Origin of the sequence: Bacillus sp. FSL M7-0791, assembly GCF_038627085.1 — a bacterium.
GTDB lineage: Bacteria > Bacillota > Bacilli > Bacillales > Bacillaceae > Bacillus > Bacillus safensis.
On sequence record NZ_CP152022.1, the window covers coordinates 589,186 to 610,809 of the forward strand.

Genomic DNA, 21,624 nt, shown 5'->3' on the forward strand with positions numbered 1-21,624 from the left:
ACCCAAGATGCAATGAAATGATATGTGTTTGGCTACACTATAAGAAAGAAAAGATAGATTATTTCAACTCAGCCTGGTTTTTTCACACCAGGCTTTCTTTATATCATTTTTAGTTGGAACTGAGACTTATATTCGCTACACTAATACTAACTGTGTTTGACCTCATGTCTACTTAACCAATTGATTGCAAGAAGGGGCTGTCTTTTTATGGATGAATTTGATCTTATTCGCCGAATCACACCTAAAGATACATATCAGCGCTCTTTGATCATGGGCATCGGTGATGATGCAAGTGTTTATCAACCTCATTCACATTGTGAAGAGGTCGTTTGTGTTGATACAATGGTGGAGCATGTTCATTTTCGTTTTGACTTTTCAACACCATTTGAAGTTGGCTTTAAAGCACTGGCAGTCAATGTCAGTGACATCGCTGCAATGGGAGGGACCCCAAAATATTATCTTGTTTCAATTGCGATCCCGCCTCATGGTGATGAGACAATTGTTACGGAGCTTTACGAGGGAATGAAAGCGTTGGCTGACTCCTATCATATGGATTTGATTGGTGGAGATACAGTGGCCACCCGCAGTGACTTTGTCATTACCGTGACGGTCATTGGTGAGGTTTCAAAGGGAAAAGCTTGTTATCGTCACAGTGCTCAGACTGGAGACGTTGTCTTTGTCACAGGTGAACTTGGTTCATCAGCTGCTGGGTTATCAATCTTAATGAACGAAGCAGCCCCTTCTAAGGCGGTCGATGCTGATTTTTTTCTTCAGCGTCATAAAATGCCTCAGCCTCATATTGCTGCTGGACACATTTGTTCAAGTTTCCCGCGGGTCACCTTGAATGATGTGAGTGATGGATTAGCGAGTGAGTTGAATGAGATAGCCGAAGCGAGCTGTGTGATGATCGAGATAGAAGCTGATAAGCTTCCAATTCATCCTAATTTACAGGTGCTGCGCAAAGACTGGCTTGAATGGGTGTTATTTGGGGGAGAAGATTTTGTTTTAACTGGTACGATACCAGAATCTGATTGGGAAAGCTTTGAATCGCAATGTCAAAAAGAAGGCATTCAGATCACACGTATTGGACAAGTCAAAGATGATCAAGCAGCCAGTGTTATGTTAAAAGACAATGATCAACAAACAATGTTAATGAAAAAAGGATATAATCATTTTAAGAAATGAGGTGACATCAACGGTGAAATTAACATGGACGACAAAAGGTGCGGATGAGACGAAACGAATTGCCGCTGCATTGGCCAAACTTGTGATGCCAGGCGATGTATTGACATTAGAAGGAGATTTAGGTGCAGGTAAAACCACTTTTTCAAAAGGTTTTGCGGAAGGCTTAGGAATTACCCGTATCGTCAACAGCCCCACCTTTACAATTATTAAAGAATATACCGATGGCAGACTGCCACTATATCATATGGACGTGTACCGCATGGAAGATGCAGAAGAAGAGATCGGCCTCGAAGAATATTTTGAGGGTGAAGGTGTATGCTTGGTTGAATGGGCACATCTTATTGAACCTCAATTGCCTTCTTCCTATTTAAAAATTGAAATGCTGAGAACAGAACGTGAAGAAGAACGGCATCTCACGTTTGATGCAAAAGGGGAGCGTTATGAGACCCTTTGTAAGGAGATGAAAAAATTTGACCATACTGGCCATTGATACATCAAACCATACACTAGGAATTGCTCTTGTAAGAGACTTCACTGTAATTGGCGAGAGCATCACATACTTAAAAAAGAACCATTCCGTCCGAGCGATGCCCACTGTTGAAGCATTGATGAAAGAATGTGGTGTATCACCAAGCGAACTAAGCAAAATCGTTGTAGCAAAAGGACCTGGTTCTTACACTGGCGTTAGAATCGGTGTTACCATCGCAAAAACACTTGCGTGGACGCTGTCTATCCCGATATCAGCTGTTTCGAGTTTAGAAACACTTGCGGCAAATGGCCAATATTTTGATGGGTATATCTCACCTCTATTTGATGCGAGAAGAGGACAAGTTTATACCGGACTATATACGTTTGAAAAAGGGTTGATCAAAGAGGTCGAATCAGATCAAAATATCTTGCTCACGGATTGGCTTCATGAACTGAAGCAGACAGGAAAGCCTGTTCTATTTCTTGGACAAGATGTGCACCTTCATGAAGAGAGCATTCGCTCCATTTTAGGAGAAACGGCTGTACTGGCAGAGGGGACAGTTCATAACCCAAGACCTTCAGTGCTTGCATTTTTAGGCGCAGATCGTCCTGCTGAAGATGTCCATCAGCTTGTTCCTAACTATATTCGTTTGGCAGAAGCGGAAGTGAAATGGCTTGAAGGACAAAAATAATCTTCACATAGCAGAGATACGACAAATGACAGTAGCGGATATTCCAGAGGTGTATACGATTGAAGTGCATTCGTTTACAGCGCCTTGGAAAAAGGAATCGTTTGTCTATGAGATTCTTCATAACCAATACAGCCATTATTTCCTCATTGAAGAAGATAAGCAGCCTGTTGGGTATTGCGGGGTCTGGATTGTCATGGACGATGCACAAATTACGAACATTGCGATTCTCCCTGAGCATAGAGGAAAAGGCTACGGGGAAGCATTGCTTCGATATGTCATGGAATTTTGCAAAGAAAAAAAGACAGATCATCTTTCTTTAGAGGTGCGGGTTTCGAATACACCAGCACAATCCCTCTATGAAAAGCTCGGTTTCAGACCAGCTTCTATTCGAAAGAATTATTATACGGATAATGGAGAAGATGCATTAGTCATGTGGGTGAATATAAATGAGTGAACAAACAGATCGATTCATATTAGGTATAGAAACAAGCTGCGATGAAACAGCTGCGTCCATTGTCAAAAATGGAAAGGAAATCGTGGCGAATGTGGTCGCCTCGCAAATAGACAGTCATAAACGATTTGGCGGAGTTGTACCCGAAATTGCTTCAAGGCATCACGTGGAGCAAGTCACCATCGTATTAGAAGAAGTGATGGCACAGGCGGGTATGAGCTTTAAGGATTTAGATGCGATTGCTGTCACAGAAGGACCTGGCCTCGTCGGTGCCTTGCTGATTGGTGTCAATGCAGCAAAGGCACTGAGCTTTGCCCATCAAATTCCTCTTGTTGGTGTTCATCATATTGCAGGGCATATTTATGCAAACCAGCTTGTTGATGAATTGGAGTTCCCATGTTTAGCTCTTGTTGTCTCCGGCGGACATACTGAGCTTGTTTTAATGAAGGAGCATGGATCTTTTGAGGTCATCGGAGAAACTTTAGATGATGCAGCTGGAGAAGCGTACGATAAAGTGGCCCGGACGATGGGTCTCCCGTATCCAGGCGGACCTCACATTGATCGGTTAGCGCATGAAGGGAAGCCGACAATTAAGCTTCCTCGTGCATGGCTTGAAGAAGGGTCTTATCACTTTAGCTTCAGTGGTTTAAAATCAGCTGTGATCAACACCTTACACAATGCGTCACAAAAGGGAGAAACGATTGCCCCAGAGAATTTGGCCGCAAGTTTTCAAGCAAGCGTCATTGAGGTGCTTGTTGGGAAAACATTGAAAGCGGCTGAAGCCTATGGCGTGAAGCAGGTCGTTCTAGCTGGAGGAGTCGCTGCCAATAAAGGACTAAGAAAAGCTTTAACCTCAGCATTTACGAAGCTGCCAGAAGTGAAAGTCATTATTCCGCCATTATCTCTTTGCACAGACAATGCAGCCATGATCGCTGCCGCTGGAACCATTGCGTTTGAAAAAGGAATCAGAGGCGATATGGCGATGAATGGCCAGCCAGGGCTGCCGCTAGTCTCATATGAATAAAAACTCCTGTGGATGACAGGGGTTTTTATTTTTTATGAAAGCGATTTATTCACATGTAAACGTTATATATCCACAATTGTTAGAAAATTTCGTTTTAAAATGAAGAGGGTGTGTATAAACACGATCTTTTTTGTGGATATGTGATTAAAACTCTGTGGATAAAGTGGATAAGTCTAATGTATTTAAGAATAATCAAGAAGTTATTGTGGGTATCATTGTGGATAATGAATTTTCTTTGAAAGAAAAAAGAGTACCTTTTAAGGCACTCTTTAAGCTTCTGACAGCTCTTCCCACTCCGCAAAAAGTGATTCCAGCTCTTGATTGAGTGTATCATTTTCTGTTTGAATGGCTTGGACCTTCTCGTGATCTTGAAAAATATCAGGATCACATAGCAGCTGTTCATTTTCACCGAGCTTGTCTTCGACGACAGCAATGCGTTCTTCAATTTCTTCGATTCTGCGCTGCTTTTGTCTTTCTTTCTTTTTCAGTTCTTTTTCTTCCGCATAAGAAAGCTTTGCCTTTTCTGCTGGCTGTGCAGCTTGTTTTTTAAGCGGCTCATTTTCTTGAAGTGCTTCCAGCTCTAATTGTTCATTTTTCTTTTCAAGATAGTAGTCATAATCACCGAGATATTCTCTTGTTTCTGTAGGCGACAGCTCAAATACTTTCGTAGCAAGACGATTGATAAAATAACGATCATGCGAAACAAATAAGATGGTTCCTGGATAATCGATTAGTGCATTCTCTAAAATTTCCTTACTATCTAAGTCCAGATGGTTTGTCGGCTCATCGAGAATAAGAAAATTGGCTTTTTGGAGCATCAGCTTTGCCAGTGCAAGGCGTGCTTTTTCTCCACCGCTTAATGCATGGACAGGCTTTAAAACGTCATCACCGGAAAAAAGGAAGTTTCCTAAACATGTCCGAATTTCTTTTTCATTCATATGAGGATAGTCATCCCAAAGCTCATTGAGCACTTTTTTCGAGGATGTCAGTTTGGCTTGCTCTTGGTCATAGTAGCCGATCGTGACATGAGATCCAAAAGTGATGTCGCCTTTTACTGGTGTTAATGTGTTCGTTAACGTTTTTAAAAGGGTTGATTTCCCGATCCCGTTAGGACCAATGAGTGCCACACTATCCTCGCGTTTAATCTGAAAAGAAAGAGAGGATAGGAGCGGTGTTTTTTCATCATAACGAATATCGAGATCATGTACCTTCAGCACATCATTGCCGCTTTGTCTCGTAATATCAAAATGAAAGTTTGCGGATTTCTCGTCACCTAAAGGCTTATCTAAACGATCCATTCGTTCGAGCTGCTTGCGTCTGCTTTGAGCGCGCTTTGTAGTTGAAGCTCTTGCCAGGTTGCGATCCACGAAATCCTGAAGCTTTGAGATCTCTTCTTGCTGCTTTTCGTATAGTTTCATATCCCGCTCGAGCTGCTCTGCTTTCAGCTCAAGATACTTACTATAGTTCCCTGCAAACTTTTTCATCGAAGTTCTTGAGACTTCATAGACGTGGTTTACGACTTTGTCTAAGAAATAGCGGTCATGGGACACGATGAGAATGGCACCTGTATAATTTTGCAAATACTGCTCCAGCCATGATAAGGTATCAATATCTAAATGGTTGGTCGGCTCATCCAGAATTAAGAGTTCTGGTTTCATTAATAAGAGCTTTCCAAGCGCTAGACGGGTTTTCTGACCGCCGCTTAAGGATTGGACGGTTGTCTCATCTTCAAAATGACTAAAGCCGAGTCCATGAAGAATGGAGCGGACATCTGCTTCATATTGATAGCCGCCCTGATCTTTAAATTCCTGCTGCAGCCTGTCATAGGTTTTCATCAAGGCATCCAGCTCAGAACCTGTGGAAGAAGCCATTTTCTCCTCAATGGTTCTCATTTCTTGTTCCATCTCTTTTAAATGATCAAAAACCGATAATAATTCGTCCTTTAACGTACGTGTAGACGTTACATCGGTATGCTGTGCTAAATAGCCGATCGATAGGTCTTTTGGTTTGATGATCTCACCTTGCTCGTAAGACATTTGACCGGCAATGATTTTCAAAAGCGTGGATTTGCCTGCGCCGTTACGACCTACAATGGCAATGCGATCCCTTGCTTTGACTTCCAATTTTATATTCGTTAAAACGGTATCAGCGCCAAACGATTTGGACAGCTGATTCACTTGTAGAATCATCATGTAACTTCACCTCTGCTATAATATGTTAAGTGTAGCTTATCAGCAGTAAACCGGCAAATGTTACATACAATCGCCATATTCAAATGAAAGACAGATAGGAAAAAATAGTGTATCATTTGAGTGAGGGAGCGTTGAAAGATGAGTCAATTTAGCCACTTTAACGAACAGGGAAGAGCAAAGATGGTCGACATTAGTGACAAATCGTCTACAGTGAGAACCGCCGTTGCTGTTTCAAGCGTTCGTATGATAAAAGAAGTGTTTCATAAAATAGAGCAACGTGAAATTGGAAAAGGAGATGTGCTGTCTGTTGCACAGGTTGCTGGCATCATGGCAGCAAAGCAAACATCTACCATCATTCCAATGTGTCATCCGCTTGCATTAAAAGGCGTGGATATCTCCTTTGATTGGGAGGAAGACGGAAATGCGCACATCCTGAACATACAAGTACAGGTAAAAACAAAAGGAAGTACGGGTGTGGAGATGGAAGCGCTCACTTCTGCTTCAGTATGTGCACTGACCGTTTACGACATGTGCAAAGCGATTGATAAAGGCATGATCATCGGTCCTACCTATCTAATTGAAAAGACAGGCGGGAAAAACGGTGATTTTCACAGAGCATCTGATATTTAAGTTGGAGGACCTTATATGAATATAGATCAGTCAAAAATTCCACAAGCGACAGCCAAACGTTTGCCGCTATACTACCGTTTTTTAAAAAATCTGCATGCATCAGGAAAACAAAGGGTGTCATCAGCAGAGCTTAGTGATGCAGTCAAAGTGGATTCTGCTACCATTCGCCGAGATTTTTCGTACTTTGGTGCACTTGGGAAGAAAGGGTACGGCTATAATGTCGATTATCTCTTGACCTTCTTCAGAAAGACCCTTGACCAAGATGAAATGACCAATGTCATGCTCATCGGTGTCGGGAATTTAGGGACTGCCTTTTTACACTATAATTTCATAAAAAATAATAATACAAAAATTTCAATGGCTTTTGACGTCAATGAGAGTAAAATAGGAAGTGAGATAGGCGGCGTGCCTGTCTATGATTTGGATAAGCTTGAAGAGCATGTTCAAGAGGTAGGAGATATCCCTGTTGCGATTTTGACAGTACCTGCCGTAGCAGCTCAATCCATTACAGATCGTTTGATTGCCCTTGGCATCAAAGGAATCCTTAACTTTACGCCGGCTCGATTGAATGTGCCGGAACACATTCGAATTCATCATATAGATTTGGCGGTTGAACTTCAGTCTCTTGTGTATTTCTTAAAGCATTACTCTGTTACGCAGGAGGACTGACGAAAAGGGGTAAAGGGGGTGGAGCAAATGGGTCCAATCGGTCCTGGGAGTTTGATTCTGATTGCGATTGTAGCGCTCATTATTTTTGGGCCGAAAAAGCTTCCTGAATTAGGAAGAGCAGCAGGAGATACATTACGTGAATTCAAAAATGCCACAAAAGGCTTAGCTGATGATCAGGAAGAAAAAAAGAAAAAAGAAGATCAGTAGAATAGGATGAGCTTCATGAATGTCAAAGATATGCCGCTTATGGAGCATATTGTGGAACTGCGAAAACGTTTAGTGATCATTGCGATGTTTTTTGTTGCCTTTATGGTGGCTGGTTTTTTTCTCGCTAAGCCGGTCATTGTGTATCTACAAAATACCGATGAAGCGGCAACACTCACGCTGAACGCATTTAAGCTTACAGATCCACTGTACGTGTTTATGCAGTTCGCATTTGTCATTGCTTTGGTTTTGACGTGTCCCGTTATTTTATATCAGCTGTGGGCGTTTGTGAGTCCAGGCTTATATGAGAAAGAAAGAAAGGTGACACTTGCTTACATTCCGATTGCACTGCTTTTATTTTTGAGCGGTGTGGCTTTCTCTTATTTTATTTTGTTTCCGTTTGTCGTCGACTTTATGATGCGAATGTCGAATGATTTAAATGTAGAGCAAGTCATTGGGATTCATGAGTATTTTACATTTCTGATGCAGTTAACACTTCCATTTGGCTTTTTGTTTCAGATGCCCGTCGTGTTGATGTTTCTCACAAGACTTGGCATCATCACACCGATGTTTTTATCAAAAATACGGAAGTATGCCTATTTTGTCCTCCTTGTCATTGCCGCACTCATTACACCGCCAGAGCTTGTTTCTCACCTCATGGTCACCTTGCCAATGCTCGTTTTATACGAAGTGAGCATTATCATTTCAAGAGTGACCTACCGCAAAATGCAGCAAACAGAGGAGAAAGAAAGTCATTATGTCTCATAAAAAAGCATCATGATCCTATGAGGATCACGATGCTTTTTCTATTGTGAAAGAAATTGATCGATCGCATGAAAGAGGTGCTCATAATAGGCGGGCTCATGCTGGACAAAATCATGAACACCCACTTCGATGCTTTCCTCACGTCGTTCTTCGTTTGCATCAACTTGAAAGCCCTCGATTCGAATTCTTTCACATGTTCCTGTCAACAGCTGCTGTGCATCAAGCAGCTTGGCTCTGTACAGACCAGCGACTTCTTCTTTCTGTAGATAAACTTCCATGTACTTTTCTTGATACATATAAAGGTACACATGGCAGAACTCACGGTCGATAAACGAAGGCATATGGATTTCATCCTGTATGACACCTGCAAAGGTGAGGTCCTCAAAATGGATGGAAAGACCAAGCTCTTCTTCTACCTCTCTTAAGCCATCAGAAGGCTGTTCATCTGCGAGAAGATGGCCCGCTGCGGTGATATCAAACAAAGAAGGAAAATCCTTTTTTGCGGGACTTCTTAGCTGAAAATAGAGATATACGGTGCCATGCTCTTTTTTAAGAAGCCAAAAATGAAATGTTTCATGCCAAAGACCTTGGGCGTGGACATCTGAACGAGCGGCAGCTCCAATCGTTTCATGTTGATCATTGAAGATGCGAAGTTTTTCATGTTCCATAAAGATACATCCTCCATAAAAAAACCATTTTCCAACCGCGGAAAATGGTTTTTGATTTATTTTTGCTGCTGTTTTTTGAGTTTGACAGAGAAGGCAAACATTTTAAGCGCGATATTGATATTATAGGCCGCAAACACCATCAGCAAAATGCTGTAAAATGACCACATGTCACCTGGGTTTTGAATGGCCATATAGGTGAAAGCGACACCTACGGCAAAATAAATGATGCCCCATACGACTGGGTTTCTCATGAGAAAAAGCCTCCAATAATCATTTGCATGGTTTGAGATTGTTCTTCAATCATTTTTTTCACTGGCTCAATCTGCACAAGAACAACAAGTGAATTCATCAGCATATGAGCGCCGATTGGAACAATGATTCGTTTTGTTTTCGCATATAAAAAGGCAAATGTAAAGCCCATTGCAGTATAGAGCAAGATATGAGCAAAATCAGTGTGGACAGCGGCGAAAACCACTGAGCTGACAAGTGCCCCAATGAAGAAATTCGTTTTTTCATAAATGACTCCAAAAATGATTTTTCGGAAAATAATTTCTTCAAGTATTGGTCCAATCAGGGCGATGACAATGACAAGCCAAGGAACGGCATCCATAATGGATAAAATGGCTTGAGTATTTTCTGATTCACGGCCAATGCCAAATGCATATTGTTCAATCGCCCCCGCAATCGATTGTGCAAAGAGAGAAAGAAAGAAACCGCCAATGATCCATGCGATAGCAGAACCAATTGAAACTGGCGCTTCATTTCGCAGTGAAGCTTTTGGGACGGTTCGAAGGATGAGCAGAATAATGATCAATCCGATACAAAAACTGATGATTGTCCACGTTCCTGATAATTTTGAAAGCTCTGTTTGAGTCATCGGTGATTGAATGAATCCCAGCCATTTCATAATGAGCACATAAGGAAACGCAGAAACCTGCACCAATATATACGTTAAGATGATGTACCAATATTGTTTTTTCAAGTAACGAAAACCCCTTTACTAAAAGAACTAGATTTATTGTAACACAAGTCTCCTTTTTCGATGAAAAGGAAAGAATGTGAGACCAAAAAAGATCGTGAAAGCGTAAAAATTTTTAAAGGTTTTCACTTGAAATTGCAGAAGACATTCTTTATTATAATAAATGTGTTAGCACTCGCTGGTGATGAGTGCTAAAAAAGACTACATATAAAAATTGAGGAGGTTGTTTCTTATGTTAAAGCCATTAGGCGATCGCGTAATCATTGAACTCGTTGAATCTGAGGAAAAAACCGCTAGCGGTATTGTTTTACCGGATTCTGCAAAAGAAAAACCGCAAGAAGGTAAAATTGTTGCAGCAGGTTCAGGGCGTGTACTTGAAAGTGGTGAGCGCGTTGCGTTAGAAGTAAGCACAGGCGACCGCATTATCTTCTCAAAATATGCAGGCACTGAAGTGAAATATGAAGGCAAAGAATATTTAATCCTTCGTGAGAGCGACATTTTAGCTGTTATTGGTTAATCACATAAAAAACATTGAGATAAATTTTTAAAAAGACTGAGGAGGTTTCGTTATTATGGCAAAAGATATTAAGTTCAGTGAAGAAGCACGTCGCGCGATGTTACGCGGTGTAGATGCACTTGCAGATGCTGTAAAAGTAACTTTAGGACCTAAAGGACGTAACGTGGTTCTTGAGAAAAAATTCGGTTCTCCACTTATCACAAATGATGGTGTAACGATCGCAAAAGAAATCGAATTAGAAGATGCATTTGAAAACATGGGTGCAAAACTTGTGGCTGAAGTTGCAAGCAAAACAAACGACGTAGCTGGTGACGGTACTACGACTGCAACAGTTCTAGCTCAAGCGATGATCCGTGAAGGTCTGAAAAACGTAACAGCTGGTGCAAACCCTGTTGGCGTGCGTAAAGGGATTGAAGAAGCAGTGAAAGTAGCACTTGAAGGCTTGCACGAGATTTCTAAACCAATCGAAGGCAAAGAATCAATTGCTCAAGTTGCGGCTATTTCTGCAGCAGACGAAGAAGTCGGCAGCCTAATCGCTGAAGCGATGGAGCGCGTTGGCAACGACGGAGTTATCACAATTGAAGAATCTAAAGGTTTCACAACTGAGCTAGAAGTGGTTGAAGGTATGCAGTTTGACCGCGGATATGCTTCACCATACATGGTGACAGATTCTGATAAGATGGAAGCAGTTCTTGAAAATCCTTACATCTTAATCACAGATAAAAAGATCACAAACATTCAAGAAATCCTTCCTGTACTTGAGCAAGTTGTACAACAAGGAAAACCATTATTGCTTATTGCTGAAGATGTAGAAGGCGAAGCACTTGCAACTCTTGTTGTGAACAAACTTCGTGGTACATTCAACGCAGTAGCAGTAAAAGCACCTGGATTCGGTGATCGTCGTAAAGCAATGCTTGAAGACATCTCTGTTCTAACTGGCGGAGAATTAATCACAGAAGATCTAGGACTTGACCTGAAATCAACTGAAATCGGTCAGCTTGGCCGCGCGTCTAAAGTTGTTGTGACAAAAGAAAACACAACAATCGTAGAGGGCTCAGGAGATTCTGCTCAAATCGCAGCACGTGTGAACCAAATCCGTGCTCAAGTAGAAGAAACAACTTCTGAATTCGATAAAGAAAAATTACAAGAACGTCTTGCAAAACTAGCTGGCGGCGTCGCTGTCATCAAAGTTGGTGCTGCAACTGAAACAGAACTAAAAGAGCGTAAACTACGCATCGAGGATGCACTGAACTCAACTCGTGCAGCAGTTGAAGAAGGTATTGTATCCGGTGGTGGTACAGCACTTGTGAATGTATACAACAAAGTCGCTTCAATCGAAGCAGATGGTGATGTTCAAACAGGTGTAAACATCGTTCTACGTTCTCTTGAAGAGCCAATTCGTCAAATCGCTCACAACGCAGGTCTTGAAGGATCCGTTATCGTTGAGCGCTTGAAAAACGAAGAAATTGGCGTAGGCTTCAACGCAGCAACAAACGAATGGGTAAACATGATCGAAAAAGGAATCGTTGACCCAACAAAAGTAACTCGCTCTGCACTTCAAAACGCAGCTTCTGTAGCAGCAATGCTTCTAACAACTGAAGCAGTCGTTGCTGACAAACCAGAAGAAGGCGGCTCAGGCGGCGGAATGCCAGACATGGGCGGCATGGGTGGAATGGGCGGCATGATGTAATCAGGGTTTCAAAACCTTGTTATATCAACGTCTGAAATTAACTATAGGAGAAGGCCTTTCATCAGTTTGCAAAACTGTTGGAAGGCCTTTTCTTCCATATTAACAGTCATTTGAGTATAGATATTCCTCATAGTATGACTAACCTTGTTGATTAAATAGAAACTTTGAACGGGGGAAAATCCGTCTTTATGCTGCATTTGCAAGGACTATAATAGAGAAAAAACCACTGGTTAGTTGCTATCAATGTTTACACAACCTATAGTAATAGGATCTTTTAAAAAGGTAAAATTCTAATTTTAAACTATGTGGACTCTAACGAATAATGGCTAATAAAACTGGAGAGGTTATGTTATAAAAAGAGGCAGCTGCATAAAGGGAAATTATCTTCTAGCAACGAATATATCGTTATTTTTGTAACGATTACCACTATTATAGGAACGAGGGAAATGAAGAAAATGAAAAGAACACTTTCTAAATGAAGGTGTTTTTTTATTGTGTTTACAACAAAAATAAACTATAATGTTGTTGTGTATTATGTTGTAAATGCAATAAAAGGAGTCATGATAAATGAGAGAGATTTTACGAGAGATTGGCGTCATCGCTCGGGCGCTTGATTCTATAAGTAATATTGAATTTAGAGAGTACGATTTAACGAAGGGGCAGTATTTGTATCTTGTGCGTATTTGTGAGGAGCCTGGTATCATTCAGGAAAAGCTGGCGGAAATGATTAAAGTGGATCGAACTACGGCTGCTCGGGCTATCAAAAAGCTAGAACTGCATGGGTTTATTGAGAAAAAGAATGATCGTGTGAATAAAAAAATCAAAAAGCTGTTTCCAACTGAAAAAGGGGAAGCGGTCTACCCAATGATTAAACGAGAACATGATTATTCGAATCAAGTGGCGCTGGATGGGTTTTCTAAGGAAGAAGCGGAACAGATTTATGAGTATCTTCTCAGGGTGCGAAAGAATATAGAAAAGGACTGGGAAGGTGTGAAAAAAGGGATAAAGAGAGACTACTAATAAATAAGGAGGGGCGACTTTATGACCGTCACTTTCATTCGGTGCAATGAACAACATGTAAAGGAGCTTCAGAAAATTGGAACCGATACATTTATAGAAACCTTTCTAGATCAAAACAAAGTGGAACATATCGAAGCGTACGTGAAGACAGCTTTTCACCTAAACCAGCTGTTAAAGGAATTACAGCACCCTTCTTCACAGTTTTATTTTGTTCAAGTGAATGGGGAAGTAGCTGGTTATTTGAAGATCAATATGGATGATGCCCAATCAGAAGAGATGGGGAGTGAAGCGTTAGAGATTGAAAGAATTTATATCAAGCAGTCCTTTCAAAAGCAAGGATTAGGCAGATATTTAATCGATCAAGCCATTGAAATTGCGAAAAATCATCATAAACAGGATGTTTGGCTTGGGGTGTGGGAGCACAATAAAGCGGCCATCGCTTTCTATCAAAAGCTTGGGTTTGTTCAAACAGGGGTGCACGCTTTTCTCATGGGGGACGAAGAGCAAATGGATTTCATTATGACCAAAACATTGAGCTGATCAAAAAGGAGGAAGGGTACATGCATATCCCATCATTTTTTCGAGTGAAAGATATGGAGAAAATCAAATCATTTATTCAATCTCATTCATTTGCTACAGTTGTGACGACAATGAATGAAAAGCCCATTGCGACACATATTCCAGTGAGTTTTCATCAAGTTGGAGATTCGTATGTGATCTCAGGGCATATGGCGATTGGGAATCCTCAGTGGAAAACGTTTGAAGAGAGCGAGAAGACGCTCGTCATCTTTCAAGGCCCGCATGTCTACATATCTTCTTCATGGTATGAAAAAGAAGCAGTACCAACATGGAATTACCAGGCTGTTCATGTTTATGGAAAGGCGGAACTGCTTGAAAAATCGGAACTGGTTAAGGAATTAACCACAATGCTGGAGACATACGAAAGTCACAGAGAACAGCCGGTGCTATGGGATACGTTGTCTGAGGAACTGTTAGAGAAGCAAATGAAAGGCATTGTAGGCTTTAAGATCATCATTGATGAAGTTCAGGCTGCTTTTAAATTAAGCCAAAATCGCCACGAAAGGGATTATATCCGCATCATTGAACAGCTGGAAGCAGAGGGTGAAGTGGAAATGGCTGAGGAGATGAAAAAGAGTTCCATTTAAGAGACTTCTCGAAAGTTTAGTTAATAAAAAGAATGAAACGTTACTTATAAACAAAAACACTTTCTTCTAGGAAAGTGTTTTTTAGTGGTGATAAAAAAAGCCCTCATCATTCAAGGGCATGAGTGAAAGTTTATTTTACTTTAACTGTGAAAGTCACGTCTTTACTATTCATGTAATCTTCAGTTGTGACATTTCCAAATTTCAGCTTTAATTCTTTGATGTTTTTGACGTTGATCTCTTTGCCTTCAGGAGCTAAGAATTGAATAACACCATCTTGTTTAACGCCACCTTCAACTTCGCCACCAATATCACCGTCAGTCATAAACATATTCGCATCTAATTGCATGCTTCCAGCTACAACTTTTCCTTGATCTGGATAGAAGTTTAGAACTTTATCTGTCGTATTTTCGATATTCATTCCAACATTGATTCGATCCTTCATAATTTTAATCTCGCCAAGGTTTACTTTCATTCCTTGAGCCGTTGTTTTGTGTTTGCTCGCATTTATTTTCTTTGAACCATCGTCTTTTTTGTTTTTTGATTGTGTTTTTGTGCTTGTAGACTCTTTTTCTTTAGATGCACCTGTAGACACATCTTCTGTTGAGCCGCAAGCAGCCAGTGTAAATGTTAGCCCTAAAGCTAAAAATAAAGCATAGAATTTCTTCAAAATGAAAATCCCCTTTTGTTTAATTTATATAAGCGCCATGTGCTTATACATTGACCACGACTATTATAATAGGACAAAAGTACTTTCAAATCAACAAAAAATGATAAAAATAGAAAATAATTGTTTTGGAGTGTTTTTTTATAAACCAGTTAGCTTAAAATTACATAAAATCCACTTCTTGTGACTTAAAACGAACTTGAATTTCCTTATAATAGAATTATTATAAGGGATTGGGAGTGATTGAGATGGAAGGTTCGTCAATCAAGACGGTTAATAGAGAGGATCAACATGAATTCTTGTTTCTGAATATATCTTCAAATACAGTTGGGGCTCTTTCAAAGGAATCTGCTGAGAGGATTCTAAGTGGGAGGGATACCGATGAAATACACCAATTGATGTATGTTCCTATTGAAAATCATGAAGACCTCAAATGGCTGATTCATTCTTTGCATAAAGCTATCATGGATGAAAAAGATGTACGTGTCGTTCTTGAATTGGCTGATCTACTCTATTTCTTTGTTGTCCCTGCTTACAAAGAAGAATTGATGAGCCAAGAAGATTTGTCACACATGGTGAATGATATATTATTTATGTTGGATCTTTGGACAGATGAAAACATAATAGAGTTAGTTGATGCCATTCAATATGAATTACAAAGAGTAGAGAGAAAAGGCTTGTAGAGCAATCTCTACAAGCTTTATTCTCTATTCTTATGCAGTTGTGTTATTGACGACAGGCTCTTTTCTAAACACGCCCATGCAGCCTGCAATGATGATTAATACAGCTGGAAGGATGAAGAACATAGAAATAGAAATAATGCCGCCTACAGCAGATACTAATAATAAAATTCCACCAAGCTTTGCTTTTTTCTTTACAATGACAGATGAGACAATGGCAAGAATAGAGAAAAGCATTGCTGCCCAGCCTAATCCTGTAATTTCACTCGTGCCTGAATCGCTAAATGCTGCATCGATTCCTCCGAAAGCAAGAGCGAACATTGCGCCGAAAAATCCAAAAATACCTCCAATTAAACCTAAAACAAATTCAGTTGTTCTTTTCATGATACTTTCCTCCGTTATGTAAATAAGAATTATTGGTACTTAAGAACCAACACAATCTTACTAATCGGCATTCTTTTCATAATGTTAATAGTTTTGTTAAAAAAAAGAAGAAAATCCATAAAGGATTTTCTTGTCTATTTATTGGGCTCTTTCCCAAGTGATTTTTGTTTCATTTGTTGTTTTCTTTCCTTTTGCGAGCACTTTGCCGTTTTCTTGTTTCACGGTGATGTTTAGGTCATAAAAGGAATAGAGGGCGCCGAGGCTGTCATTTTCCGGTTTATGAAGATTGTTTTCTTTTTCAGTTGATGCTCCAATGGCCAGCGTTTTTGCAAAGTTTAAACCGATGACTTCAGCGTAATCACTATTGGTATCAGAGGAAGCCGTTACGTTTAAAGAAATGACTTTTTTCTTTTGATCCACGGTGATGTCAGTGTCTTTGATAAGTTTAGACTGCTCCATTACTTCTTTTGTTTCTTTTTGAATGCGCTCATTAATCTTTGGAAGAGCTTTAGTTTCTGTTTTTTGTTCTTTTGTCGTATTTGAGCAAGCTGCTAGAATGGAGAGACTTGCAACTAGACTCATGAAAACAAGTAGACTTTTTTTCACGTTCGTTCTCCTTTTTTCGTCGAATGTTGTATGTTTATGTTACCACGAATCTTTGTTTTGATTAAAAGAGAAGTGTTGATAAGCTGTGAACAATAAAAAGCACCCAATGGAGGGTGCTTTTTTCTTATTGTGCTGAAAGGCTTGTACTTAATGGGATAGAAGAAATGACGGTGAATTTAGGAGCTGCGGCACCGGATTCTAAATTTTTACGTAAAAGTGACGATTTGATTGACCCGTCCCAATTTTTATAGACACTTCCTGATGTATTTGCGCGAAGCTGTACATTCGAAAAGCTTGCTTGTGAATAGCTGTTTGTTCCATTATCCTGTACGCCATGTACCATTTTGACAACATCAAGGTTTTTCAGACGGCTAGGGTTGTAAACAGGCTGCTTATAGCGCAGTTTCCCATTGACATATAGTGACACCGTGCCATCACCATTGTTGATGAGCTTTAAGTTGACACGTGCGCCATCTTTAATACTTGAATCGTATTCGCTGTTCCAGTATTTACTGCCGCCTTGTGAGCCGCTGCCCAGAAAAACTTTATAGCCAGAAGACGTTTTTGAAATACCGCTCTCTACAACAGCAGAGCCGAGACCGAGATACCAGTCTGCATAGCCATTTTTAATGGTGGCAGTTTTGGGCAGGACAATATCAGCAGAGATACCTGACCACTTGGCTTCATCTGTTTGCGTCACAATGGCGCCGTGACGAGGACTAGCCGCTGAAGCAGGAAGACTTGAAAACATCAAAACGAAAGCCAAACTTACAATCAAAACGGTGAACCACTTTTTCATGAAAATTCCCCCTTAAATTTGATTCTCTTTTATTATATAAAATGAAAGAGGGGGGGCTCCTTACAATGTTCTGGCTGATTTTGGCGGTATTTAGGAACTTAATCGGTCATAAAGTGGTCAACTTGTATTTGAATTGTAATGTGTCTGTAAAATAACTGGGTTCATCTTCATGTATAATGAGTGCAGAAACCAAAAACGGAGGATTTTTTAATGAATAAAAAGCTTATCACGACAATCGTAACAGTAGCTAGTTTATTTTTAGCATTTAGTTTCTCACATGGAGCAAGTGCAAAAAAAGTAAGCGGCAATATTACTTGGTACAATGGTGTCGGCAAAAAAGGCGCAGATGGAAAAAAACTCGGTCATTGGGATGCAGCAACTAAAATGGGCTTTGACGTACCGAAAAAAGGTACAAAACTAAGAGTGACAACAAAAGCGAAACCACATAAAGTGATTACAGTATATAAATATGATGTAGGCAGAATGCCAAATGCTGTACTAGACGTAAGTCCAAAAGCATTCAAAGCACTTGGGTATAAAACAAGTAAAGGTGTCGTAAAAGGGCATTACACTTATTAATACATAGGCATTTAAAGAAGCGGGAAAAGTTCATTTTCTGGCTTCTTTTCTTGTAGAGAGGGTCTGAAAGGCAATGAAAAAATCAACATGGTGGATCATCACAGTCATTGGCGTCGCAGTGATTGCGGCAGTTATTTTCTTCATGATGAAGCCTGGGCAAGAGGCAAAACATGCAGGGAAAGTCAAAACAAATCAAGATGCAAAAGACGAATTGCTCGTTTCATTTACAGATCAAAAGTTAAACAATACTTATTACTTGCATGATCGGGCGCTTCATACGGAGAAACTGACAGCATATCCTTCGATTGCTTATGATTCTACGAAACAAGTTTTATATTACACGTATACAGATGAAGACACGCAAAAGGTGAGTATTCGGGAATTAAATGTGAAATCTGAAGAAGAAAAAACACTGTTTACGAGTGATGATTCCATCGACAGTATGAGGCTGTCTGGTGATGGAAAGAAGTTATTTCTAAGGTATAACAAGGGTTCTGGAGAGCAATTTTTTGTCGCGTCTTTTGATTTGAAAACACACAAAATGAAGGAGCTGTATCCAGAAAAAAGCAAGGATGATACGGTGAGTTCTTTTGCATATGATCCGACTTCAAATGATTTGGCGATCCAGCATTATTCTTTAAAAGAAGATTATCAAAAAACCGATGAAGCAAATGAAAAGGGCAGAGATCCTGAACCAACAACCATGAAGATCACCCTTCAAACAGGTGAGAAGGGGAAACGCATTGCACGCATCTCACAAACGATCAATGATATTTCATTTTCTCCAGATCATAAGAAATTGATTTATACAGAAGTAAAGGTTCGTAAAGAAAAAGAAATATCCTCGATTAAGATGCTTGATGTAGAAACAGGAAAAACGGCGACACTCGTTAAAAATAGCCAGGATGTTCATATTTTAAGTGCTGCACAGCCGCAATTTTCTACGGACGGGTCGTCTGTTTATTTCTTAGGTGTTGCAAAAAACGCAGAAGAATTAAAGGATGACACTGGACGAAAGGCGAAGGTAAGAACGATTTTTGAATACAATATGAAGAAGAAAACGGTGGAAGCCGCTTGGGAGAAGGATGGCGGAATCGTTAACAATTTCACTGTCAATCGATAAAGGAAACGTTCAGTTATTTATATAACTGGACGTTTTTTTATTTTGTCTCTTGAAATGCTGGAGAAATGGTGGGTCTATAGATGGAAAATCAATTTTTAAGCAGTGATACGAGGGCTATTTTCATATTTTGCTTATGTGACAGAGAAAAAGGAAAAGAGTAATATGAGTGAACATAAAAAAACGAGAGGATTGATGACATCTCGTTTTCTCTGTTTTATTTGTTTTCATCTAATAAGTTTTGAAAGATAAACAGGGCGTTAATGGAGTGAGGGAAGCCAGCAACCTTTGTACAGTGTTTAATAATCTCCATAATCTCTATGACAGAAAGTCCGATATGTAATGCTTGTTGAAAATGAGTCTTTAAGTCTTCATCACAATTGCCTTTTGTGATGAGGGAAGATAATGTGCTGATGGCCTTTTGTTTTTCATCTAATATGAAGTGATTGAATTCTTTTTGTTCACTGAGTTCAATGGTTAGTTGTTCAATGTTTGACCGAATGCTCTCGTTCTCATGAATTGAAAGCTTCTCTCTGTTACCTGCCGCTGTTTCTTGTTTGACCTGGCAAGTCTCTTTTTCTTCATTCAAATTGAACTCCTCCGTTTTTTATCGCAATTTTCCATTTGTTCGTTCATTATGGCTTATGTGCCTTTTGATAGATGTAATGGGTATATAGTAGTATTATCGGTTTGCTGCGTCAACTTTTTAAGTATGGAATGCTCTTCAAAGGAATGATTCATGCGATTTATTTTTCCATTTTGAAATGGATCATAAAAGGGCTAATGAATAGATGTCCGTTAGCCCTTTTGTAATCAGCAGTTTCATACAAGTTCTACGCTTTTAGCGGAAGAGTGGTTTCATTTTTACTGGATGATATCCATCGGCCTCATCATGTCATAATCTTCATGCTCTAAAATATGACAATGCCACACATATCGGCCGCTGTATGGAACAAATCGAGCAACGATCCGAATGACTTCACCTGCATGCGCCTGAATGGTGTCCTTGTAGCCTTGTTCATGTAAAGGAGGCGCTTCGTTTGGTCCTGTATACACAATTTCTCCTGTCGATTGATAGACTTCTGTATCAAATGGCCTTCTGTCTAAAACCCTAAATTGAACAAGGTGCAAATGAATAGGGTGTGTCCCCCTGGTTGGATTGACGATAGACCAAATCTCTAGACTGCCAAGACGAGGATTTTCTGTGACAGGGTCATTCCAAAATTGGTTATCGAGCAATAGGATAGGGCGGCCATATTTATCCTGCGTGCCGGTAAGTGTGAGCGTACGCTCTCTATCAGCTCGACTTGGCCGAAGCGGTGGCAGGGGTTTGAAAATCGGACGTAATGTTTTAGGTACTCTCCCTTTTAGTGGACGTATGACCTTGAATTGCATAATGTTCGCATCTGTTTCAGGATTCACATCCTGTCCGCAGCCGGCTGTATTTTTGAGAGTGATCGTTTTGTTTTCATAAGCTGAAAAGTCGATGATGACATCGAAACGTTCAGCAGGTGCGATGCTAAAGGATTGATGGCGAACGGGTCTTGGCAAAAAGCCACCATCGGAACCAATTTGCAAAATTGTAGCGTCGTTATCTAGATGCAGCTCGTAAGTTCTAGTATTGGACGCATTTAAAATACGAAAACGGTATTTTCGCGGCTCTACTTCTAAATATGGCCATACTTTTCCATTGACTAAGATCGTTTCTCCACAAAAAAAGGGCACAATGGATGGGTCTGGTATGTCACTGTCCTCTGGCGTATCGTTTGGTCTGCTAGGATAAAACAGTGAGCCATCCTCCTGAAACGTCCGGTCCATAATCATTAAAGGAATGTCATAGTCATCTTTCGGCAGCTCTAAGGACTTTTCAAATGCATCTGAGATCAAATAAAACCCAGCTAAACCGGCGTACACATTTAGTCGTGTCAATGCCATCGCATGATCGTGATACCATAATGTGCAGGCTTGCTGATGATTTGGGTAGACGTAAGTCTCTCTTTCAAAAAAAGGGCCGGTTGCTTCAAAGTCCCGTGAAAACCAGGCCTCTGGGTAGCCGTCACTGCTTGCTGGTGTGACACCGCCATGCAGATGAACGACTGTTTTCACCTCTGGTTCATCGTGATGACCGGAGTGGATGGTGTGATCGACAGGCAGAAAATGTTTCGATGGCAATTTGTTCATCCATTTCACTTTGACCTTTTCATTTCGATTGGCTTTAATGGTTGGACCAGGCAAGCTGCCATTATAGGTCCATAGCTTGGTTGGGGGCAGGTCTCTATGAACTTTTAAGAATACCTCCTCCATAGCAATCTCATAATACGTTTGTCTTGGGTTCTTTTTGACGGGCTCCGCGACTTCTGGAATTGGAAGCTCGTCAACAAATTTTTCTAGGTTCATGTTGACTAATCCTCACTTAAATTCAATTTGATACAGTATAAGTGCGGACATCCAAATAGGTGAATAAAATAAAAA

Annotated in this window: 27 protein-coding genes; 17 read left to right on the top strand and 10 right to left on the bottom strand. The window is 40.3% G+C overall.

All coding sequences use genetic code 11. The features are described from left to right. The first annotated feature begins 207 nt into the window (after window positions 1–207). The 5 genes from thiL to tsaD are packed head-to-tail and all read left to right on the top strand — an operon-like array spanning window position 208 to window position 3,820. Entirely contained in the window at window positions 208–1,185 is a 978-nt protein-coding gene (gene thiL, locus MHI08_RS02920) for a thiamine-phosphate kinase (RefSeq protein ID WP_342499976.1), read from the top strand. 13 nt (window positions 1,186–1,198) lie between these two features. Next, complete coding sequence (tsaE, locus tag MHI08_RS02925; protein WP_034622161.1) at window positions 1,199–1,675, top strand: tRNA (adenosine(37)-N6)-threonylcarbamoyltransferase complex ATPase subunit type 1 TsaE; 477 nt, start codon at window positions 1,199–1,201, stop codon at window positions 1,673–1,675. After that, entirely contained in the window at window positions 1,656–2,345 is a 690-nt protein-coding gene (gene tsaB, locus MHI08_RS02930; protein ID WP_342499977.1) for a tRNA (adenosine(37)-N6)-threonylcarbamoyltransferase complex dimerization subunit type 1 TsaB, read from the top strand. The genes tsaE and tsaB overlap by 20 nt, the downstream gene beginning before the upstream one ends. 25 nt (window positions 2,346–2,370) lie before the next feature. Further along, the gene (rimI, locus tag MHI08_RS02935; protein WP_024424460.1) at window positions 2,371–2,799 is read left to right on the top strand and encodes a ribosomal protein S18-alanine N-acetyltransferase; all 429 of its coding nucleotides are present in this window, start codon (window positions 2,371–2,373) and stop codon (window positions 2,797–2,799) included. Continuing rightward, window positions 2,792–3,820, top strand: coding sequence for a tRNA (adenosine(37)-N6)-threonylcarbamoyltransferase complex transferase subunit TsaD (gene tsaD / locus MHI08_RS02940; RefSeq protein WP_208945841.1), 1,029 nt, complete (start codon window positions 2,792–2,794; stop codon window positions 3,818–3,820). Before rimI ends, tsaD begins: the two co-directional genes overlap by 8 nt. Before the next feature lie 269 nt (window positions 3,821–4,089). Here tsaD and MHI08_RS02945 read toward each other — a convergent pair whose 3' ends face one another. Next, on the bottom strand, window positions 4,090–6,012 hold the full coding sequence (locus MHI08_RS02945; RefSeq protein ID WP_122631704.1) for an ABC-F family ATP-binding cassette domain-containing protein: 1,923 nt from the start codon (window positions 6,010–6,012) through the stop codon (window positions 4,090–4,092). A gap of 138 nt (window positions 6,013–6,150) precedes the next feature. Between MHI08_RS02945 and moaC the strand changes: the two genes are divergently transcribed. The 4 genes from moaC to tatC are packed head-to-tail and all read left to right on the top strand — an operon-like array spanning window position 6,151 to window position 8,283. Continuing rightward, window positions 6,151–6,642 (top strand): cyclic pyranopterin monophosphate synthase MoaC, encoded by a 492-nt coding sequence (gene moaC, locus MHI08_RS02950; protein ID WP_025092758.1) that lies wholly within the window; start codon window positions 6,151–6,153, stop codon window positions 6,640–6,642. A 15-nt stretch (window positions 6,643–6,657) separates the two neighbouring features. Further along, window positions 6,658–7,311 carry a redox-sensing transcriptional repressor Rex gene (locus MHI08_RS02955; protein WP_008355687.1) on the top strand — a complete coding sequence of 218 codons (654 nt, stop codon included), beginning with the start codon at window positions 6,658–6,660 and terminating at the stop codon, window positions 7,309–7,311. A gap of 27 nt (window positions 7,312–7,338) precedes the next feature. Beyond that, window positions 7,339–7,518: a twin-arginine translocase TatA/TatE family subunit gene (locus MHI08_RS02960; RefSeq protein WP_008355689.1), complete on the top strand. Its 180-nt coding sequence runs from the start codon at window positions 7,339–7,341 to the stop codon at window positions 7,516–7,518. Between the two features lie 6 nt (window positions 7,519–7,524). Beyond that, window positions 7,525–8,283, top strand: coding sequence for a twin-arginine translocase subunit TatC (gene tatC / locus MHI08_RS02965; RefSeq protein WP_073204051.1), 759 nt, complete (start codon window positions 7,525–7,527; stop codon window positions 8,281–8,283). Between the two features lie 38 nt (window positions 8,284–8,321). On the opposite strand, the gene MHI08_RS02970 is transcribed toward tatC, so the two are convergent. The 3 genes from MHI08_RS02970 to MHI08_RS02980 are packed head-to-tail and all read right to left on the bottom strand — an operon-like array spanning window position 8,322 to window position 9,930. Further along, the gene (locus MHI08_RS02970; protein ID WP_171464004.1) at window positions 8,322–8,948 is read right to left on the bottom strand and encodes an NUDIX domain-containing protein; all 627 of its coding nucleotides are present in this window, start codon (window positions 8,946–8,948) and stop codon (window positions 8,322–8,324) included. A gap of 56 nt (window positions 8,949–9,004) precedes the next feature. After that, window positions 9,005–9,199: a YdiK family protein gene (locus MHI08_RS02975; protein ID WP_003213897.1), complete on the bottom strand. Its 195-nt coding sequence runs from the start codon at window positions 9,197–9,199 to the stop codon at window positions 9,005–9,007. Further along, window positions 9,196–9,930, bottom strand: coding sequence for a CPBP family intramembrane glutamic endopeptidase (locus tag MHI08_RS02980; protein WP_073204054.1), 735 nt, complete (start codon window positions 9,928–9,930; stop codon window positions 9,196–9,198). The genes MHI08_RS02975 and MHI08_RS02980 overlap by 4 nt, the downstream gene beginning before the upstream one ends. 229 nt (window positions 9,931–10,159) lie before the next feature. On the opposite strand from MHI08_RS02980, the gene groES reads away from it, so the two are divergent. The 5 genes from groES (at window position 10,160) to MHI08_RS03005 (ending at window position 14,320) form a co-directional block, all read left to right on the top strand. Beyond that, a complete protein-coding gene (gene groES / locus MHI08_RS02985) occupies window positions 10,160–10,444 on the top strand; it encodes a co-chaperone GroES (protein ID WP_024426730.1) in 285 nt (94 codons plus the stop codon). Between the two features lie 55 nt (window positions 10,445–10,499). Further along, window positions 10,500–12,134, top strand: coding sequence for a chaperonin GroEL (gene groL, locus MHI08_RS02990; protein ID WP_024424467.1), 1,635 nt, complete (start codon window positions 10,500–10,502; stop codon window positions 12,132–12,134). Window positions 12,135–12,701: 567 nt separating this feature from the next. Beyond that, complete coding sequence (locus MHI08_RS02995) at window positions 12,702–13,154, top strand: MarR family transcriptional regulator (RefSeq protein ID WP_342499978.1); 453 nt, start codon at window positions 12,702–12,704, stop codon at window positions 13,152–13,154. 21 nt (window positions 13,155–13,175) lie between these two features. Beyond that, window positions 13,176–13,694, top strand: coding sequence for a GNAT family N-acetyltransferase (locus tag MHI08_RS03000; RefSeq protein WP_125587199.1), 519 nt, complete (start codon window positions 13,176–13,178; stop codon window positions 13,692–13,694). Window positions 13,695–13,714: 20 nt separating this feature from the next. After that, the gene (locus tag MHI08_RS03005; RefSeq protein WP_342499979.1) at window positions 13,715–14,320 is read left to right on the top strand and encodes an FMN-binding negative transcriptional regulator; all 606 of its coding nucleotides are present in this window, start codon (window positions 13,715–13,717) and stop codon (window positions 14,318–14,320) included. A 130-nt stretch (window positions 14,321–14,450) separates the two neighbouring features. Here the strand turns inward: MHI08_RS03005 and MHI08_RS03010 are convergent, their stop codons facing one another. Further along, on the bottom strand, window positions 14,451–14,987 hold the full coding sequence (locus MHI08_RS03010) for a hypothetical protein (protein ID WP_025092752.1): 537 nt from the start codon (window positions 14,985–14,987) through the stop codon (window positions 14,451–14,453). A 245-nt stretch (window positions 14,988–15,232) separates the two neighbouring features. Between MHI08_RS03010 and MHI08_RS03015 the strand changes: the two genes are divergently transcribed. Then, window positions 15,233–15,667, top strand: coding sequence for a hypothetical protein (locus MHI08_RS03015; protein WP_041108742.1), 435 nt, complete (start codon window positions 15,233–15,235; stop codon window positions 15,665–15,667). 30 nt (window positions 15,668–15,697) lie between these two features. Here MHI08_RS03015 and MHI08_RS03020 read toward each other — a convergent pair whose 3' ends face one another. The 3 genes from MHI08_RS03020 to MHI08_RS03030 form a co-directional block, all read right to left on the bottom strand. Further along, window positions 15,698–16,048: a DUF4064 domain-containing protein gene (locus MHI08_RS03020; protein WP_025092751.1), complete on the bottom strand. Its 351-nt coding sequence runs from the start codon at window positions 16,046–16,048 to the stop codon at window positions 15,698–15,700. A gap of 138 nt (window positions 16,049–16,186) precedes the next feature. After that, the gene (locus MHI08_RS03025; RefSeq protein WP_087976361.1) at window positions 16,187–16,654 is read right to left on the bottom strand and encodes a hypothetical protein; all 468 of its coding nucleotides are present in this window, start codon (window positions 16,652–16,654) and stop codon (window positions 16,187–16,189) included. 124 nt (window positions 16,655–16,778) lie between these two features. Further along, window positions 16,779–17,453: a hypothetical protein gene (locus MHI08_RS03030; protein WP_041108738.1), complete on the bottom strand. Its 675-nt coding sequence runs from the start codon at window positions 17,451–17,453 to the stop codon at window positions 16,779–16,781. 210 nt (window positions 17,454–17,663) lie between these two features. On the opposite strand from MHI08_RS03030, the gene MHI08_RS03035 reads away from it, so the two are divergent. Both MHI08_RS03035 and MHI08_RS03040 read left to right on the top strand, forming a co-directional pair. Further along, the gene (locus MHI08_RS03035) at window positions 17,664–18,032 is read left to right on the top strand and encodes an RlpA-like double-psi beta-barrel domain-containing protein (protein ID WP_024424478.1); all 369 of its coding nucleotides are present in this window, start codon (window positions 17,664–17,666) and stop codon (window positions 18,030–18,032) included. A gap of 73 nt (window positions 18,033–18,105) precedes the next feature. Further along, a complete protein-coding gene (locus tag MHI08_RS03040; RefSeq protein ID WP_087976362.1) occupies window positions 18,106–19,155 on the top strand; it encodes a hypothetical protein in 1,050 nt (349 codons plus the stop codon). Between the two features lie 214 nt (window positions 19,156–19,369). Here the strand turns inward: MHI08_RS03040 and MHI08_RS03045 are convergent, their stop codons facing one another. Together MHI08_RS03045 and MHI08_RS03050 are read right to left on the bottom strand one after the other, a co-directional pair. Beyond that, window positions 19,370–19,741, bottom strand: a complete 372-nt coding sequence (locus tag MHI08_RS03045) for a carboxymuconolactone decarboxylase family protein (protein WP_076841144.1) — start codon at window positions 19,739–19,741, stop codon at window positions 19,370–19,372. A 275-nt stretch (window positions 19,742–20,016) separates the two neighbouring features. Next, on the bottom strand, window positions 20,017–21,549 hold the full coding sequence (locus tag MHI08_RS03050) for a multicopper oxidase (RefSeq protein ID WP_342499980.1): 1,533 nt from the start codon (window positions 21,547–21,549) through the stop codon (window positions 20,017–20,019). Between the last annotated feature and the right edge of the window lie 75 nt (window positions 21,550–21,624).